Here is a 15733-nt window from a genome sequence, read left to right on the forward strand (position 1 = left end):
TCGTAGCAGATGAACGCCTTTTGGCGACAAAGGTTTGACGGCTGCCTAAGAAAAATGCCGTCTGCACAATAAATTTGCAGCTCGCATCCGGGAGAGAATGCCATGGCCGAAAAGATCACCGCGCTGGATTTGCCGCAAGCCGAACTCAGCGAAGCCACGCAGGCCTATTTCGCCAAATGCGAGGAAAAACTCGGCCTCGTGCCCAATGTGCTGAAGGCCTACGCCTTCGACGAGAAGAAGCTGCGCGCCTTCACCGACACCTATAACGATCTGATGCTGGGCGATTCCGGCCTCACCAAGCTCGAACGCGAGATGATCGCGGTCGTCGTCTCATCGATCAACCACTGCTATTATTGCCTGACCGCGCATGGCGCGGCGGTGCGGCAATTGTCGGGCGATCCGGCCTTCGGCGAGATGATGGTGATGAATTTCCGCGCCGCCGATCTGTCGGACAAGCAGCGCGCCATGCTGGAATTCGCGGTCAAGCTGACCGAGCAGCCGGCAAAGATCGTCGAGGCCGACCGCGAAACATTGCGCAAGGCCGGCTTCTCGAACCGCGACATCTGGGACATCGCCTCGACCGCCGCCTTCTTCAACATGTCGAACCGCGTCGCCGCTGCCATCGATATGCGCCCGAACGACGAATATCACGCGATGGCGCGGTAGCGCTCTTCACCCCGTGAACAGGAAAAGATGCCGGCGGGCAGATGAGGGGCGGAGCTAACTTTCGAAAGGCAGGCGCAGCCCCTCATCCGACCCTTCGGGCCACCTTCTCCCCGTGAACGGGGAGAAGGTAGAAAGAAATTCAGCTGCGCGCCGCGATCGCCGCCGCCGCCCCGGCCATGGTGCCGGCCGAGATACGGTTGGCGATCTTCATGGCGCGCTGGCTTTTCAGGAGCCTACGTGCCTGCGCGGCCGCCAGCACCCAGGCGAGATCGATGGCGATCAGCACCACCGCCATGGTTGCGGTCAGCTCCATCCAGCCGACGACGCTCACCGAGGCGAGATCGATGATAGTCGGCAGGAGCGCCAGGTAGAACATCATGATCTTGGGGTTGCCGAGCGTCACCGCCATGCCGGCCATGAAGAGTTTCGCCGGCGAATCATCCTTCGGCAGCGAACCGCCGGTGGTGTCGACCGGCGCCGTCCACATCTTCCAGGCAAGATAGGCGAGATAGGCGACACCAAGCCATTTCACCGCAACGAAGGCGAGGTGGAAGGTCTGCGCCACCATGGCCAGGCCGAAGACGGCGAAGGAAAGCCAGATCGCCTCGCCGATCCACATGGCGGCCAGGAACGGGAACACATCGCGAAAGCCCTTCGAGATCACCCTTGCCACCAATGCCGCGATCGACGGCCCCGGCGAACCGGCCGCAACCAGCAAAGCACCGGCGAAGATGAGAAGCGAGGTAAAGGTCATGACGGGCTCCAAACCGACCATTGTCGTCTGGAGAATAGGCGGATCGACACCGGACGCAAGCAAACGACGTTCCGCTGTCGATTGAAAACCGGCCTGGCGGGTCCGGCCGCCAGAATCCCGCACCGCGACGGCGTGTCGGCGTTCCGGCATGGTTTCCCGACTTCCCCCCAAAAAAGGGGGCGTTCTTTGACAATGAGCCAGATTGCGAAAGCAGGCGTGGCAACGAATAGATTTGGCTACACGACAGCTGGCGGCGTCAAACGTGCGCTTGATCTCGCCCATGCCACCCGCTAGGAACGCGCATCTTCATCAGCCTCAGGCTACCGACTTTGCCATCGTAATCACCGGTCTCGTCAGCTCTCCCTGAACTCGCATGGCAGCGCGCGAGCGTTGCCGTTTTTGATTGCGTTCGTTCCTGTGGCGGTTCGAGACCGGTTTGGCCAGCGCCCCGGCGCCAGAGCCGCAGGCACGTCGCCTGATCTCCACACGAACGCCATTCCGCGCCTCCGCTCGAGGCACCTCGCTCATCGTCGCTCGGACGGACTTCCCAACGGGAAGGACCAACCGGCATGTCGTTCACGCTCCGCGTTCGATGGACCCTTATTGCAGATCGTTTCCCCGAGCCCTGGCGCGCCTGCGCACGCTGTGGTGCCCAGCGGCCGTTCCGTTGCAGCGGCAAATTCCGGCTGAATGCCAATGGCAGGCGCCTCGACGCCTGGCTCGTCTACAAATGCTCGGCCTGCGACGACACCTGGAACCACACGTTGTTCGAGCGCCGCAACGCGCACGACATCGACGTCGATCTGCTTTCGGCACTGGAAAGCAACGATCCCAAGCTGGCGCGGCGTTGTGCATTCGATGTCATCGCCCTGCGCCGCAACACGTCGCGGGTCGAGGAGTTCGCGAACGTCGCCGTCCGCAAGGAGCGCCTTGACGGATCGGGGCATGCGCCGACGCGGCTGGAGATTGTGCTGGCCGCCCCCGATCCCGTCTCCCTGCGGCTGGATCGCCTGTTGGCGACGGAACTCGGCCTGTCGCGCAGCCGCATGGCCGCCTTGGCCGACCGGGCAAGGATCAGGACGACCGGCAAGCTCAACCGGGCGGTGCGCGACGGGTTGCTTGTCGAGATCGAGTTGGATGGAGACAGCGCGGCGGAGGCGATCCTGCGCAATGCGCTACCGGAATGATGACGTCGATCCGGCGGTGAAAATGAAAAGGGCGGGGAAATCCCCGCCCTTTCTGAAAGCATCAGGCCGCGCTGACCTTCGACTTCTCGAAGCGCTTGCGCTCGTTCGGGTCGAGATAGAGCTTGCGCAGGCGAATGGTCTTCGGCGTCACCTCGACCAGCTCGTCGTCCTGGATCCAGGCCAGCGCGCGCTCCAGCGTCATGCGGATCGGCGGCGTCAGCTTGACCGCTTCATCCTTGCCGGCGGCGCGGATGTTGGTCAGCTTCTTGCCCTTCAGCACATTGACCTCGAGGTCGTTGTCTCTGGAGTGGATGCCGATGATCATGCCCTGATAGACCTTGACGCCGGCGTCGATGACCATCGGGCCGCGGTCTTCCAGGTTCCACATCGCATAGGCCACGGCTTCGCCCTGCTCGTTGGAGATCAGAACGCCGTTGGTGCGGCCGGGCAGTTCGCCCTTGTAGGGCTGGTAGGAGTGGAACAGACGGTTCATCACCGCAGTGCCGCGCGTGTCGGTCAGAAGTTCGGACTGGTAGCCGATCAGGCCGCGCGTCGGCGCATGGAACACCAGGCGCTGGCGGTTGCCGCCCGAAGGACGCAGTTCGACCATTTCGGCCTTACGCTCCGACATCTTCTGCACAACGACGCCGGCATGCTCCTCATCGACGTCGATGACGACCTCTTCGACCGGCTCCAGCAACTCGCCGTTCTCGTCCTTCTGCATAACGACGCGCGGACGCGACACGGCAAGCTCGAAACCTTCGCGGCGCATCGTCTCGATCAGCACGGCAAGCTGCAATTCGCCGCGGCCCGACACGTAGAACGAATCCTTGTCAGCCGATTCCTCGATCTTGAGCGCGACGTTGCCTTCCGCTTCCTTCATCAGGCGGTCGCGGATGACGCGGCTGGTGACCTTGTCGCCCTCGGTGCCGGCCAGCGGCGAATCGTTGACGATGAACGACATGGTGACGGTCGGCGGATCGATCGGCTGGGCATGCAGCGGCTCGGTCACGGCCGGGTCGCAAAAGGTGTCGGCGACGGTGCCCTTCGACAGGCCGGCGATAGCGACGATGTCGCCCGCCTGCGCTTCTTCGATCGGCTGGCGCTCGAGGCCACGGAAGGCCAGGATCTTGGAGACGCGGCCGGTTTCCAAGAGCGAACCGTCATGGTGCAGCACCTTGACCGGCTGGTTGGACTTCAGCGTGCCGGATTCGATGCGGCCGGTGATGATGCGGCCGAGGAACGGGTTGGCCTCGAGGATGGTGCCGATCATGCGGAACGGGCCGGGGTGAACCGTCGGCGCCGGCACATGCTTCAGCACGAGGTCGAACAGTGGCGCCAGGCCCTGGTCCTTCGGGCCTTCCGGGTTCTCGGAGACCCAGCCGTCGCGGCCCGAACCGTAGAGGATCGGAAAGTCGAGCTGCTCGTCGGTGGCGTCGAGCGCCGCGAACAGGTCGAACACTTCGTTGATGACTTCCTGGTGGCGGCCGTCCGGGCGGTCGATCTTGTTGATGACGACGATCGGCTTCAGCCCGACCTTGAGCGCCTTGCCGACGACGAACTTGGTCTGCGGCATCGGGCCTTCGGCAGCATCGACCAGAACGATGGCCGAATCCACCATCGACAGGATGCGCTCGACCTCGCCGCCGAAATCGGCGTGGCCGGGGGTGTCGACGATGTTGATGCGGGTGTCCTTCCAGTCGACCGACGTCGCCTTGGCAAGGATGGTGATGCCGCGTTCCTTTTCGAGATCGTTCGAATCCATCGCGCGTTCGGCGACGCGCTGGTTCTCGCGGAACGAGCCGGATTGCTTGAGAAGCTGGTCGACCAGCGTGGTCTTGCCATGGTCGACGTGCGCGATGATCGCGATATTGCGGAGGTTCATGCTGGGTCTCGGAGGTTGCACAGGCAGCATGCCCGGATAATCAAATCGAGACGCCGCCTTTTTCGGTTGCGCGGCTCATACAGGTTTTTTCGCATTTGCGAAAGGGGCGGCGTGCGGGCAATTCGTTGGTCACCTTTTGTTAAGTGGCGCGGGCGTAGAATTTCATTAACCAAAGGCGGAACCTTTTCCGCAGTCGAGCATTCGGGCGTCCATGATACGTGCACTCAACCGCTTCGGCATGATCTTCGCGTCGGCAACGACGGTAGCGCTTCTGGCGCTGGGCGTCGCATGGTCGGCCGCCACGCCAGCCGACAAGCCGATCGCGGCGGTTGTCACCCAGGCCGAACGGATGTTCCCCGATGCGCCGGATGGCGTCGACCCCGTCGTTACCGGCCCGGTCAGCGCGGCCTTCAAGCAGCGCCAGGCCGATGTGGGTTGCGACAAGGCAGCCTGGCCGAACGTGCCCGCCGCCTGTTTCGAGCACTAATCTCCACCACTACGCCGCGCGCACTGGATCAAGCGTCGTCTTGTAGAGCTCGTTGTCGTCGCGATCCATCAGCCTGACGGTGAGCTGCTCCGTCCCGCCGTCGATATCGACCAGGCCGAAGAATTGCAGGCCGGCCGAGGGCGGCAGGTTCTGGCCTTGCTCGGCGCTCGGCGCCTTCACGAACTTCACTTCGGGGCCGAAGGTCATGTCGAGATCGTTGGGATCGAAGGTGCCGGAATGGATCGGCCCCGAGACGAATTCCCAGAACGGATTGAAATCCTGGAATTGTGCCTTGTCGGGGTTGTAGAGATGGGCGGCGGTGTAGTGCACGTCGGCCGTCAACCAGACCGTGTTGGTGATGCCGGCATTCTTGATGAAGCGCAAAAGGTCGGCAAATTCCAGCTCGCGGCCCTTGGCCGAACCGTTGTCGCCATTGGCGACCGCCTCCGAACCCTTCTTGTTGGCCGCGTCGTCCCACACCACCAGGCCGATCGGCATGTCGGCGGCGATCACTTTCCAGGTCGCCTTCGAATTGGCCAGCTCGCGCTTCAGCCACCTTGTCTGCTGCTCGCCCAGCATGCGCGCCTGCGGGGTGAGTTCCGTCTCCATATTGGGACCGTTGGCGCCACGATAGGAGCGCATGTCGAGGAAAAACACGTCGAGCAGCGGGCCATAGGCGATCTTGCGGTAGACGCGGCCGGGCTCGGCTGGGGTGAAGCGGATCGGCGTCATCTCGTGGAAGGCGCGCCCGGCGCGGGCGGAAAGCACGGAGACGGACTTTTCCTTGTAGCGGTCGTCGGCTGTCAGGTTCTTGGAGCTCGACCAGTTGTTGACCACCTCATGGTCGTCCCATTGGAAAAAGGTGGGCAGCGCGGCGTTCATCGCCAACAGGTTCTTGTCGAGCAGGTTGTATTTCCACTGCGCGCGGTATTCTTCCAGTGTTTCGGCCACCTTGCGCTTTTCGTCGACGAGAACGACGTTCTTCCACTTGGTACCGTCCTTGAGGTCGACCTCGTCCTTCATGACGCCGTCGGCATAGATGGTGTCACCCGAATGCAGGAAGAAGTCGGGCGTGTGCTTGGCGATCGTGGCATAGGTCTTCATGCCGACCTCGTCGATGCCCCAACCCTGGCCGGCGGTATCGCCGGACCAGGCGAAGCGCACCGAGCGGCGCGACATCGGCGCGGTGCGGAAGCGGCCGACCACCGGCTCGGAGACGGCGTTGACGTCGTTCAGGTCGGCAATCGTCATGCGATAAAAGATGTTCTGATCGGCGGCGAGATCGGTGAGCAGGCGCTTCACCGCATAATCGCTGTCGGGCAGTGCGGTGAGCGGCGCCAGCCTTTCGGCATTGGCGAAACTCTCGGTCGTCGCCACTTCGAACATCACGCGCGAGGGCCGGTCCGCTCGGGTCCAGATCATGCCCGAGGCGGAATCGACATCGCCGGACTGAACGCCATGCGTGACGACGGGCCGCGTATTCGCCCGCGAATAATAGGGCATCGCCAAACCGGAGAAGCCGACCAGACCCGCTGCCCCCGTCGAGGCGAGGAAGACACGACGGCTGATTTGGACGGGCGAGTTCATGGCTGTCTCCTTGGCTGTGAACGCTGGCCAAGGTCGGCGGCCAATGTTTCAGCAGCATTTCGGAGACGTGAAACTTTCTTGACGGCCCACAGCCAGCGGGCCGCCTCGATCAGGCCGGTTGTCCTTCCGGCTGGGATATCGGGCGATTGGTGTTGATCAGCAGCGACAGGCAGGCGGCGATGATGCCGGTCATGCCGGCGATGACGAAGGCCAGTTCGTAGCTGCCCTGGAATTCACGCATCGCTCCGCCGAAGAAAGCGGCTGTCGCGGCACCGACCTGATGGCCAGCGACGATCCAGCCGAACACCAGCGGCCCCTTGCCATCGCCAAAGGCCTCGTTCGAGAGACGCAGCGTCGGCGGCACGGTGGCGATCCAGTCCAGCCCATAGAAGATGGCGAAGATGATCAGGGCCGTTGCCGAGAAACCGGAATAGGGCAGGTAGATCAGCGACAGGCCGCGAATGGCGTAATAGACGCCGAGCAGCTTGCGCGGGTCGAAACGGTCGGTCAGCCAACCCGACAATGTCGTGCCGATCAGGTCGAAGATGCCCATCATCGACAAAAGGCCGGCGGCCTGGATCTCGTTGATGCCCATGTCGGCGCAAAACGCGATCAGATGCGTGCCGACCAGGCCGTTGGTGGTGAAGCCACAAATGAAGAAGGTGGCGAACAGATACCAGAACACGCGCGTTCTGGCGGCCTCACGCAGCGTTCCCAGCGTATGGGAGATGAAGTTGCCGGCAGCGGCGGGTGGAGTCGGCGGCACATCGTCGGGCTCGGCGCCGAAGCGCACCTGGCCGATCGACGACGGCCGTTCCGGCACCAGCAGCCAGACCAGCGGCACGAGTGCCGCTGTGGCAATGGCAATGACAAGCGCCACCGGCTTCCAGCCGCCGGATTGCGCAAGCCAAGCCAGGAAAGGCAGGAATACCAGCAGGCCGGTGGCACTGGAGGCCGACATCAGGCCCATGACCAGGCCGCGATTGGTCTTGAACCAGCGGTTGACGATGGTGGCGCCAAGCACGGTGGCAACGGCACCGGACCCGACACCGGAAAAGACGCCCCAGGTGGCGATGAGCTGCCAGGACTGCGTCATGAACAGCGACAGGCCGGTCGAGGCGGACATCACCACCAGCGAAGCGATCACCGTCTTGCGCAGGCCGACGCGCTCCATCAAGGCAGCGGCGAAGGGACCGGTGAGCCCGTAGAGGAAGATGCCGATGGCGGCTGCCAGCGACACCACGTCGCGGCGCCAGCCGAAGTCCTTTTCGAGCGGCAGCATCATCACCGAAGGCGCGGAACGCAGGCCTGCCGCGATCAGCAAGGACAGGAAGATGACGGCAACGACAACGAAGGCGTAGCGCTGGCCAAACGGGCGGGACTGGGCTATCATGTTACTGACCGGTACGTTGCAGTTGGTTTCTGTGTACGTACCGGTCGGTAACATGTCAATCGGAATGCATCATGCCTGCTGACAAAAATTTTGATCCAAGCGTTTCGCAGGAGATCGTTGCGCTGCCGCCGGCGGCCGAGAAGATCCTCGACGTGGCGCGCGACCTGTTCTATCGCGAGGGTATCCGGGCGATCGGCGTCGACGAGATCGTGAAGAAGGCGGGTGTCACCAAGCCGAGCCTCTACCGCTCCTTTTCATCCAAGGATGAACTGGCTGCGTCTTATCTCAGGAAATACGATCTTGAATTCTGGGAACGGTTCGACGAGGCCGTCGCCGCTCATCCCGGCGACCCGCGCGCGCAAATCATCGCCTTTCTCACGCGTGTCGGCAAACGGTCGCAGAAGCTTGGTTATCGCGGTTGCGGCATGACCAACGCCGCCGTCGAATATCCGGAGCCCGGCCACCCGGCGCGCGTGGTCAGCGAGGAAAACAAGCGCGAACTGCGCCGCCGCCTGCGCGAAATGGCCAAAGGCATGGGCGCGGCCGACCCCGATATGCTGGGCGACGGCCTGCTGCTCCTCATCGAGGGCGCCTATATCTCCAGCCAGATCTTCGGCCCCGGCGGGCCTTCGCAATCGGTGGCCAAACACGCCGACTTGCTGATCGGCGCCAGCCTGAAGGGCTAGCGCCTCGTTCTCTCCGCAGGAGATGGCAGCGGAATCACACCAGACCGCGCTTGGCCATCATCGCATCTGCCGTCGGCATCTTGCCGCGAAAAGCGGTGTAGAGCTCTTCCGGATCTTTTGAGCCGCCGGCCGCATAGATGTTCTCGCGCAGCTTCTTCGCCAGCGCCGGGTTGAACGGATCGCCGGTTTCCTCGAAAGCCGAAAAGGCATCGGCGTCCAGCACCTCGGACCACATGTAGGAATAATAGCCGGCGGAATAACCGTCGCCGGCGAAGACGTGGTTGAAATGCGGGGTGCGGTGACGCATGGCGATCATCTCCGGCATGGAGAGCTTCTCCAGCGTTTCCGCCTCGAAACGCAGCGGTTCGGCCGGCGCCTCGGAGCGCGCGTGATAGGCCATGTCGACCAGCGCCGAGGCGGTGAACTCCACCGTGGCGAAGCCAGCGCCGAAGGTGCGAGCGGCAAGCATCTTGTCGAGGAGTTCCTTGGGCATCGGCTTGCCCGTTTTCACGTGCAGCGCGTGTTTTTCCAGAACGGCCGGAACCGTCAGCCAGTGCTCGTAGAGCTGCGAGGGCAGTTCGACGAAATCGCGGCTGACCGAGGTGCCCGCCACCGACGGCCAGGTGACATTGGTCAGCATGCCGTGCAGCGCGTGGCCGAATTCATGGAAAAGCGTCTTCGCCTCGTCCACTGAAAGCAGCGCCGCCTCGCCGGCCGGCGGCTTGGCGAAATTCATGATGTTATAGATGACCGGCGTGGAACCCTTGCCCAGGCTGTAGCCCGACTGCAGCGCGCTCATCCAGGCGCCGGAACGCTTGGAAGGCCGCGCGAAATAATCCGCCAGGAACAGCGCCCGCTCGGATCCATCGGCATTCTTCACCACGAAGACGCGCGCGTCGGGATGCCAGCCGGCGATGCCCTTCTTCTCTTCAAAAGTGATACCGAACAGTCTGGTCGCCACGTCGAAACAAGCGGCAATGATGCGCTCGAGCTGCAGATAGGGTTTCAGCTCGGCCTCGTCGAAGGCAAATTTTTCGGCGCGCAGCTTCTCCTGATAGAAGCGCCAGTCCCATGCCATGAGCTGTTCGTTGCTGCCGGTGGCTGTCGCCAGCCGCTGCAGCTCCTTCTGGTCGGCCGCTGCCTTCTCCAGCGCCTTCTCCCAGACCGGGTCGAGCAGATCGTGCACCGCCTTCGGCGTCTTGGCCATGGTTTCGTCGAGCTTCAGCGCCGCATAGGACGCATAGCCGAGCAGCTTGGCTTTTTCGGTACGCAGCCGCAGCGTGTCGCGCACGACAGCGGTGTTGTCGCTGGCGCCGCCATTTTGGCCGCGCTGCGTGAACGCGCGCCAGGCCACTTCCCGCAAGTCGCGACGCTCGGAGAAGGTGGTGAAGGGCTCGTAGATCGACCGCGACAGCGTCACCGCATAGCGGCCCTTCTGGCCGCGCGTCTCGGCGGCTTCCGCCATCGCGCTTTTCAGGAATTCCGGAACGCCGGTCAGATCGGCTTCGTCGAGGAACAGCGCCCAATCGCGCTCGTCGGCCAGCACGTTCTGCCCAAAGCTGGTGCCGAGCGAGGATAGCTCTTCGTTGATGGCAGCGAGCCGCTTCTTGCCGGCGGCATCGAGCTTGGCGCCGGACCGCACGAACCCCTTCCAGGTCTTCTCCAGCACGCGCAGCGCCTCGGCATCGAGCTTGAGGGTGGCGCGCCGCTGATAAAGATCGTCAATCCGCGCGAACAGCTTCTCGTTCATCGAGATGGCCGAGAAATGCCGCGACATCTTCGGCGCAACCGCGCGTTCCAGGGCCTGGATCGCGTCGTTTGTATGGGCGCCTGCCCGGCACCAGAAGATCGACGAGACGCGATCAAGCGCTTCGCCGCCGAGCTCCAGCGCCTGCAGCGTGTTTTCGATGGTTGCCGGCGCCGGATTGGCGGCGATCGCCTCGATCTCCGCTTCATGCGCCTTCAGCGCCGCATCGAAAACGGCATCGAAATCTCCGTCGCGAATCCTGGCGAAATCGGGAAGACCGAGCGGCCCGTTCCAGGAAGTCAGCGGATGCAGGGCGAGGTCGAGGCTTGGGACTGCGGTCATGGAGAGGCTTTCGCTGGATTGCGGAGGCGGGTGTTGTCTTCCGATGTAGGCCGCCGGTGCCGCCCATGCAACGGCAGGCCGCAACTGCACCGCATCGCAGGCAGGCGACGCCCCTCTCAATAACCGCTGCAACTTTCCGCGATGGTTTCCTGCGACGACGCGGTGATGCGGCTGCCGGACAAGGCGAAACTTTCGCGTGTCAGAAGATCGTTGCCGGGAAAATCGTAGCAGACGATGACCGTCACCAAACCGGTCTCGGCTTTTTCGATGCGGTGGCGAATGGTGGCACCAGCCACCGCGCCGCGCCATTCGTCCATCGAAGCGATGAATTCGGGCTTCGTCTGCTCGACGCCGATATCGTGCAGGCGGATGCGCGCGTCGTCGGAGAGCAGTTCGGCAAGGCTGGTACGATCGGCGGTAAGCAGCGCCGAATACCAGCGGTCGATAAGCGCCGCCTCGTCGGCACGCGCCGAGACGAGCATCAGGCCCAAAAGCGTCGCAGTGGAGAATTCCCGCCAGCCAACGACAGACATCGCGCGGCCCTCCCACATGCAACCTAGGCCTGCAAGGCAAGGATGGGAAGTGCGATTGGTCAGCCGATATCGGGCTTCTCGAAGTCGCCGGTCTCCTTGTTCATCACCCACAACTCGCCCGTGGAGATGTCGAACCAGGCGCCATGCAGCGCAATTCGGCCCTTGCCTTCGAGAATGCTGACACAAGGAAAAGTGCGCAGATTGGCGATCGAGTAGCGGATCGAGATACGCTCCAATGCCGTCTGGCGCTCGGTGGTCGTCATCATGGTCGAGGCCGATACCGCCTCGGCCGCGGGTGCGATCAGGCTCATCCATTTGCCAATGAAATCACCCGGCGACAGCGGCGCCGACGTGGTGTCCAGCGCCGAGCGGATGCCGCCGCAGCGCCCGTGGCCCATCACGACGATGTTCTTCACCTTGAGGCTCTGCACGGCGAATTCCAGCGCGGCGGACGTCGAATGATATTCGCCGTCTGGCGCATAGGGCGGCACGAGATTGGCGACGTTGCGCAGGACGAACAGCTCGCCGGGGCCGGCGTTGAAGATCACTTCCGGCGCCGCGCGCGAATCGCAGCAGGCCACGATCATCGTTTCCGGCGCCTGCCCTTCGCGCGCCAGCGATTTGTAATGACCGCTTTCGGCGACGTAGCGACCATTGATGAAGCTGCGATAACCGGCGAGGAGATGTTCTGGGAGATGCGGCATCTGGCGGCGGGGACCTTTCCAGGCTGAACGGCAGCGGCTCTGTTCCACTGTGCAACGCACTAACGGCAAAACCACGCCACGATCAATGCGAAATCGTTCATGGCTGAATGGCGCGAGCCATGCGCGCGCATGGCTCGCCGTGCCGCATCGCTCAGACGCGGATCGCCACCGGAATGCCCTTGCCGTCGACCAGCGGCGGATTGGGATAGCAGGCCGCCTCGCCCCGCGCGATTCGCCCGGCAATCGCCAACATCGCGGCGGCATCAAGGAAATCGTCGGCGGCAGCGCCCTTCGGCGGCGGCTGATCGAGGAAGGCTCGATCATAACCGTGACGGGCAAGCAGCGTGCGGCGCTCGTCCATGCCGGCTGCGTTGACTGCGCCTTTTATCTTCTTCGGCAGCGCCATCGCCTTTCCGCCATTGAGGCGCCAGAACGCCACTTCGGGATGCGATTCGAACACCCGGCCGCGCAGTTGCGGCCGGGACGCCAGCAGCGTGTCGATTTCGCGGATCTTGGCGAAGATGCCAAAGGCCTGGATTGAAACGCCGCGTGGCGGATCGGACGTTGCCATTGCCACCGCGCTGGCCCGCCGATGCGCCTCGTGCCAGGCCTCCACCGTGGTGAAAGCGGCGGTATCGGCATAGACCGCTGCCCGCGATGGAATGGAAAAGACGCTGGACTGCCGCTCTCCGAGCAGAGGCCGCACCAGCATTTCCGGCCCGCGACCGCCCTTTCCGGAGACATCCGGCAGGCCGATCGGCATGTCGACCGCGACGATCGCATCGGCGGGCAAGGCCGCGAGCAGATCGACGAAACTGGTGTGGACGCTGACGGCTGGCGCCCCGGCTGGCGTGCGTCGCACCATGATCCAGCCGGCCTTGCAGCCATCGACCCCGGCCAGCGTCAGCGTGGCCGTGCCGCCTGTCACGCGCGGCGATCCCGCCCCGGATGGGTCAGGTGGCGCATCTGCACCATGGCCATCGGATGCGACAGGCTCTGCGCATCGGTTTCGAGTTGCAATTCGTCGCCACCACGCTTGGCGGTGCGCGCCAGGATCTCGTAGACAGCGGCGGTGGTCGACTGCAACGCCTTGGCCGGCGGCTGGCCGGCGAGCGTGCGCGCCAGATAGATGGCGCCGGTCAAATCGCCGAGGCCATTGGGCGGCCGGTCGATCAGCCGATGCTCGGCCAGCAGTACCTGACTGGCGTCGAGCAGCAGATTGCCGGTGCTGCCGGCCATCATCGCCGGCGCCGACGTCACCAGCATGGTCGCCGGTCCCGCGTGCAGTGCCGCGGCCACGGTCGATTTGAGGTCGGGCAGTTCGGCGCCGGCCATCCAAGCCAGCTCAAAGCGATTGGGCGTGGCGATGTCGGCCAGCGGCATCAGCCGGTCGCGCAAGGCTGCAGCCGTGGCCTCCGGCACATAGAGCCCGCCGGAATCGCCCATCACCGGGTCGCAGACATAAAGCGCCGACGGGTTCCTGGCCTTGACCGCACCGACCAGCTCGGCCACGGCATCGGCCTGGCTCGCCTCGCCCAGATAGCCCGACAGCACCGCGCCGACCTCGCCGAGCCATGGCGCGCGCGCCAGATCGGCCATCAGTGCCGCGAACTGTTCCGCAGGCGGAACGATCCTTGTGGCGCGGCCATGACCGGGATGCCAGGGCAGGATCACCGTAGGCACGGCCCAAACCGGAAAGCCAAGAGTTTCCAGCGCAAAGACGGCGGCGCGATTGCCCACCGAGCCGCGCGCGACATGGCTGGACACGACGATGACGGCGCGGGGCGCCTCGGCCTGATTGGTGTTCATGCTGATCCTATATGTGGCGGGCCAGGTAATAGACGACGGCGATCATCATGGCGACAGCCAGGATGAGCCCAAGCGTGCGGCCGATGCGTGTGCCCCAATATTCGATCGGGTCATCGACATCGGGGCGCTCACCGGAGTGCCGATCGGAAGGCAGGCCGCCCGGCTCCGTCTCGCGCGCGATGCGGTCGAGGATGCGGCGCGATTCATGCTCGCTGTCCCTGTCGGCAGTCCCTGCCATGTCGATCCCTCGTTTGAGACGATTCTAGACCGATCCGTGCGCCGGTTACAGGGCCTCCTTCACGGCTGGGCTAAGCCAACGGACTTCAGTGGCGCCACATCGACCAAGAGGCGTTTTCTTGGCCGATCTTTATGGTATTGCTTGACTATTCGAGCCAATGAGGGACCGCTCATGCACGCCCAGCGCCTGTCCACCCTTCCCCGCAGCCTTCCCGCCTTCCTTTTGATGGCGGTTCTGCTGCCCTTCCTGTCCGCCTGTGGCTACAACACCATCCCGACGGCGGAAGAAAATGCCAAGGCCGCCTGGAGCGAGGTGCTGAACCAGTATCAGCGCCGCGCCGACCTGATCCCCAATCTGGTCGAGACGGTCAAGGGTTATGCCGCGCATGAGAAGGACACGCTCGACGCCGTCGTCGAGGCGCGCTCCAAGGCCACGCAAGTGACGGTGACGCCGGAAACGCTGAAGGACCCGGAAGCCTTCAAGAAATTCCAGGACAGCCAGTCGGGCCTGACCAGCGCGCTGTCGCGCCTGCTTGCCATCACCGAAAACTATCCCGACCTGAAGGCCAATCAGAACTTCATCGCCCTGCAGGCCCAGCTCGAAGGCACGGAAAACCGCATCGCCGTCGCCCGCCGCGACTACATCCAGGCGGTCAAGGACTACAATCTGACGCTGAAGACCTTCCCTTCGGTTCTGTGGGCCACCTTCTGGTTCCGCGGCAACGAGCCGTTCCAGAACTTCACCATCAGCGACGACAAGATGCAGACGCCGAAGGTGGACTTCGGCACCAAGCAGGGCGGCTAGGCGCCGCCCTCATCCAGGATCGGCCGCGCCGTGCCCTCGATCATGACCTCCAGCCGCCAGCCGGTGCCGTTCCGGACCCGGTATCGCGTCGCGTTGACCGCGGTTGTTGCCGCCATCCTGGGCTTGTTCCTCGCCTTCGGAGCTTTCGCCGATGACCTGCCGGCGCTGACGGGGCGCGTTGTCGACAATGCCGGCATGATCGATGCGGCGACGAAGGCAGCGCTGACCCAGAAACTGGCGGATTTCGAGAAGAAGGGCTCCGACCAGATCGTCGTCGTCACCGTCGACAGCCTCGGCGGCGAAGAAATCGAACCCTACGCCAACCGGCTTTTCAGGACCTGGAAACTCGGCCAGGCCAGCGACAACAATGGCGCACTGCTGCTCGTCGCCAAGAATGACCGCAAGATGCGCATCGAAGTCGGCTATGGGCTCGAAGGCACGCTGACCGACCTGCACACCAAGCTGATCATCGAGAACGACATGGTTCCGGCCTTCCGCGCCGGCGATTTCTCGGGCGGCATCTCGAAGGCTGTCGACGACATGATCATGGTTCTGGAGGGCAACCCGGAGGAACTGGAAGCGCGCGGCAAACGCCACCAGCAATCCACCCTCGACGGCATCGATCCCGATCAGATCATCTTCTTCCTATTCGTCACCATCTGGGTGGTACTGTTCTTCGGCGGCTTCGCCATGGCGATCCTGCCGCCGATCTTCGGCACCAAGATCGGCCCCGGCCGCTATCGCTGGCTGGGCATGACCTTCGACACCAACAGGTCGTCATCCGGCGGCGGTGGCGGCGGCGGTTGGTCCTCCGGTGGCGGTGGTGGTGGGGGCTGGTCGTCGGGTGGTGGCGGGTTTTCGGGCGGCGGCGGCTCATCCGGCGGCGGCGGTTCTTCGGGGAGCTGGTGACC

Annotated in this window: 16 protein-coding genes; 6 read left to right on the top strand and 10 right to left on the bottom strand. The window is 63.8% G+C overall.

Going from position 1 to position 15733, the window contains the following annotated elements; all coding sequences use genetic code 11:
• The first annotated feature begins 102 nt into the window (after positions 1-102).
• Positions 103-666, top strand: a complete 564-nt coding sequence (locus tag AB4136_RS01085) for a peroxidase-related enzyme (RefSeq protein WP_024923058.1) — start codon at positions 103-105, stop codon at positions 664-666.
• A gap of 139 nt (positions 667-805) precedes the next feature.
• Here the strand turns inward: AB4136_RS01085 and AB4136_RS01090 are convergent, their stop codons facing one another.
• The gene (locus tag AB4136_RS01090) at positions 806-1420 is read right to left on the bottom strand and encodes a LysE family translocator (protein WP_024923059.1); all 615 of its coding nucleotides are present in this window, start codon (positions 1418-1420) and stop codon (positions 806-808) included.
• 569 nt (positions 1421-1989) lie between these two features.
• Between AB4136_RS01090 and AB4136_RS01095 the strand changes: the two genes are divergently transcribed.
• Complete coding sequence (locus AB4136_RS01095) at positions 1990-2607, top strand: DUF1062 domain-containing protein (RefSeq protein ID WP_024923060.1); 618 nt, start codon at positions 1990-1992, stop codon at positions 2605-2607.
• Between the two features lie 61 nt (positions 2608-2668).
• On the opposite strand, the gene typA is transcribed toward AB4136_RS01095, so the two are convergent.
• Entirely contained in the window at positions 2669-4492 is a 1824-nt protein-coding gene (gene typA / locus AB4136_RS01100; protein WP_137900864.1) for a translational GTPase TypA, read from the bottom strand.
• Positions 4493-4703: 211 nt separating this feature from the next.
• Between typA and AB4136_RS01105 the strand changes: the two genes are divergently transcribed.
• Positions 4704-4979: a hypothetical protein gene (locus AB4136_RS01105; protein ID WP_024923062.1), complete on the top strand. Its 276-nt coding sequence runs from the start codon at positions 4704-4706 to the stop codon at positions 4977-4979.
• A 9-nt stretch (positions 4980-4988) separates the two neighbouring features.
• On the opposite strand, the gene AB4136_RS01110 is transcribed toward AB4136_RS01105, so the two are convergent.
• A complete protein-coding gene (locus AB4136_RS01110; RefSeq protein ID WP_137900863.1) occupies positions 4989-6566 on the bottom strand; it encodes an alkaline phosphatase D family protein in 1578 nt (525 codons plus the stop codon).
• A gap of 109 nt (positions 6567-6675) precedes the next feature.
• Positions 6676-7959, bottom strand: a complete 1284-nt coding sequence (locus AB4136_RS01115) for an MFS transporter (protein ID WP_137900862.1) — start codon at positions 7957-7959, stop codon at positions 6676-6678.
• Positions 7960-8030: 71 nt separating this feature from the next.
• On the opposite strand from AB4136_RS01115, the gene AB4136_RS01120 reads away from it, so the two are divergent.
• Positions 8031-8645, top strand: coding sequence for a TetR/AcrR family transcriptional regulator (locus tag AB4136_RS01120; protein WP_137900861.1), 615 nt, complete (start codon positions 8031-8033; stop codon positions 8643-8645).
• Between the two features lie 34 nt (positions 8646-8679).
• Here the strand turns inward: AB4136_RS01120 and AB4136_RS01125 are convergent, their stop codons facing one another.
• The 6 genes from AB4136_RS01125 to AB4136_RS01150 form a co-directional block, all read right to left on the bottom strand.
• Positions 8680-10734, bottom strand: a complete 2055-nt coding sequence (locus AB4136_RS01125; protein WP_137900860.1) for a M3 family metallopeptidase — start codon at positions 10732-10734, stop codon at positions 8680-8682.
• Positions 10735-10850: 116 nt separating this feature from the next.
• On the bottom strand, positions 10851-11267 hold the full coding sequence (locus tag AB4136_RS01130; protein ID WP_024923067.1) for a DUF4440 domain-containing protein: 417 nt from the start codon (positions 11265-11267) through the stop codon (positions 10851-10853).
• Positions 11268-11326: 59 nt separating this feature from the next.
• A complete protein-coding gene (locus AB4136_RS01135) occupies positions 11327-11971 on the bottom strand; it encodes a carbonic anhydrase (protein ID WP_024923068.1) in 645 nt (214 codons plus the stop codon).
• Positions 11972-12122: 151 nt separating this feature from the next.
• A complete protein-coding gene (locus AB4136_RS01140; RefSeq protein WP_275040858.1) occupies positions 12123-12899 on the bottom strand; it encodes a DUF429 domain-containing protein in 777 nt (258 codons plus the stop codon).
• Positions 12896-13780, bottom strand: coding sequence for a pyridoxal kinase PdxY (gene pdxY, locus AB4136_RS01145; protein WP_024923070.1), 885 nt, complete (start codon positions 13778-13780; stop codon positions 12896-12898). The genes AB4136_RS01140 and pdxY overlap by 4 nt, the downstream gene beginning before the upstream one ends.
• A 7-nt stretch (positions 13781-13787) precedes the next feature.
• Positions 13788-14018 (bottom strand): hypothetical protein, encoded by a 231-nt coding sequence (locus tag AB4136_RS01150; RefSeq protein WP_024923071.1) that lies wholly within the window; start codon positions 14016-14018, stop codon positions 13788-13790.
• A 171-nt stretch (positions 14019-14189) separates the two neighbouring features.
• Here AB4136_RS01150 and AB4136_RS01155 point away from each other — a divergent pair, with 171 nt between their 5' ends.
• The gene (locus AB4136_RS01155; protein WP_024923072.1) at positions 14190-14822 is read left to right on the top strand and encodes a LemA family protein; all 633 of its coding nucleotides are present in this window, start codon (positions 14190-14192) and stop codon (positions 14820-14822) included.
• Between the two features lie 42 nt (positions 14823-14864).
• Positions 14865-15731 carry a TPM domain-containing protein gene (locus AB4136_RS01160; protein ID WP_024923073.1) on the top strand — a complete coding sequence of 289 codons (867 nt, stop codon included), beginning with the start codon at positions 14865-14867 and terminating at the stop codon, positions 15729-15731.
• Positions 15732-15733 lie beyond the last annotated feature (2 nt).

This window comes from Mesorhizobium sp. 2RAF21 (genome assembly GCF_052115345.1).
Lineage (GTDB): Bacteria > Pseudomonadota > Alphaproteobacteria > Rhizobiales > Rhizobiaceae > Mesorhizobium > Mesorhizobium terrae.

Bases quoted from the DNA above. Each gene is read 5' to 3' on its own strand.
- AB4136_RS01150 (WP_024923071.1), bottom strand. From the start codon at position 14,018: ATGGCAGGGACTGCCGACAGGGACAGCGAGCATGAATCGCGCCGCATC.
- AB4136_RS01105 (WP_024923062.1), top strand. From the start codon at position 4,704: ATGATACGTGCACTCAACCGCTTCGGCATGATCTTCGCGTCGGCAACG.
- AB4136_RS01135 (WP_024923068.1), bottom strand. From the start codon at position 11,971: ATGCCGCATCTCCCAGAACATCTCCTCGCCGGTTATCGCAGCTTCATC.
- AB4136_RS01085 (WP_024923058.1), top strand. From the start codon at position 103: ATGGCCGAAAAGATCACCGCGCTGGATTTGCCGCAAGCCGAACTCAGC.
- AB4136_RS01095 (WP_024923060.1), top strand. From the start codon at position 1,990: ATGTCGTTCACGCTCCGCGTTCGATGGACCCTTATTGCAGATCGTTTC.
- typA (WP_137900864.1), bottom strand. From the start codon at position 4,492: ATGAACCTCCGCAATATCGCGATCATCGCGCACGTCGACCATGGCAAG.
- pdxY (WP_024923070.1), bottom strand. From the start codon at position 13,780: ATGAACACCAATCAGGCCGAGGCGCCCCGCGCCGTCATCGTCGTGTCC.
- AB4136_RS01110 (WP_137900863.1), bottom strand. From the start codon at position 6,566: ATGAACTCGCCCGTCCAAATCAGCCGTCGTGTCTTCCTCGCCTCGACG.
- AB4136_RS01130 (WP_024923067.1), bottom strand. From the start codon at position 11,267: ATGTCTGTCGTTGGCTGGCGGGAATTCTCCACTGCGACGCTTTTGGGC.
- AB4136_RS01125 (WP_137900860.1), bottom strand. From the start codon at position 10,734: ATGACCGCAGTCCCAAGCCTCGACCTCGCCCTGCATCCGCTGACTTCC.
- AB4136_RS01155 (WP_024923072.1), top strand. From the start codon at position 14,190: ATGCACGCCCAGCGCCTGTCCACCCTTCCCCGCAGCCTTCCCGCCTTC.
- AB4136_RS01160 (WP_024923073.1), top strand. From the start codon at position 14,865: ATGACCTCCAGCCGCCAGCCGGTGCCGTTCCGGACCCGGTATCGCGTC.
- AB4136_RS01090 (WP_024923059.1), bottom strand. From the start codon at position 1,420: ATGACCTTTACCTCGCTTCTCATCTTCGCCGGTGCTTTGCTGGTTGCG.
- AB4136_RS01115 (WP_137900862.1), bottom strand. From the start codon at position 7,959: ATGATAGCCCAGTCCCGCCCGTTTGGCCAGCGCTACGCCTTCGTTGTC.
- AB4136_RS01120 (WP_137900861.1), top strand. From the start codon at position 8,031: ATGCCTGCTGACAAAAATTTTGATCCAAGCGTTTCGCAGGAGATCGTT.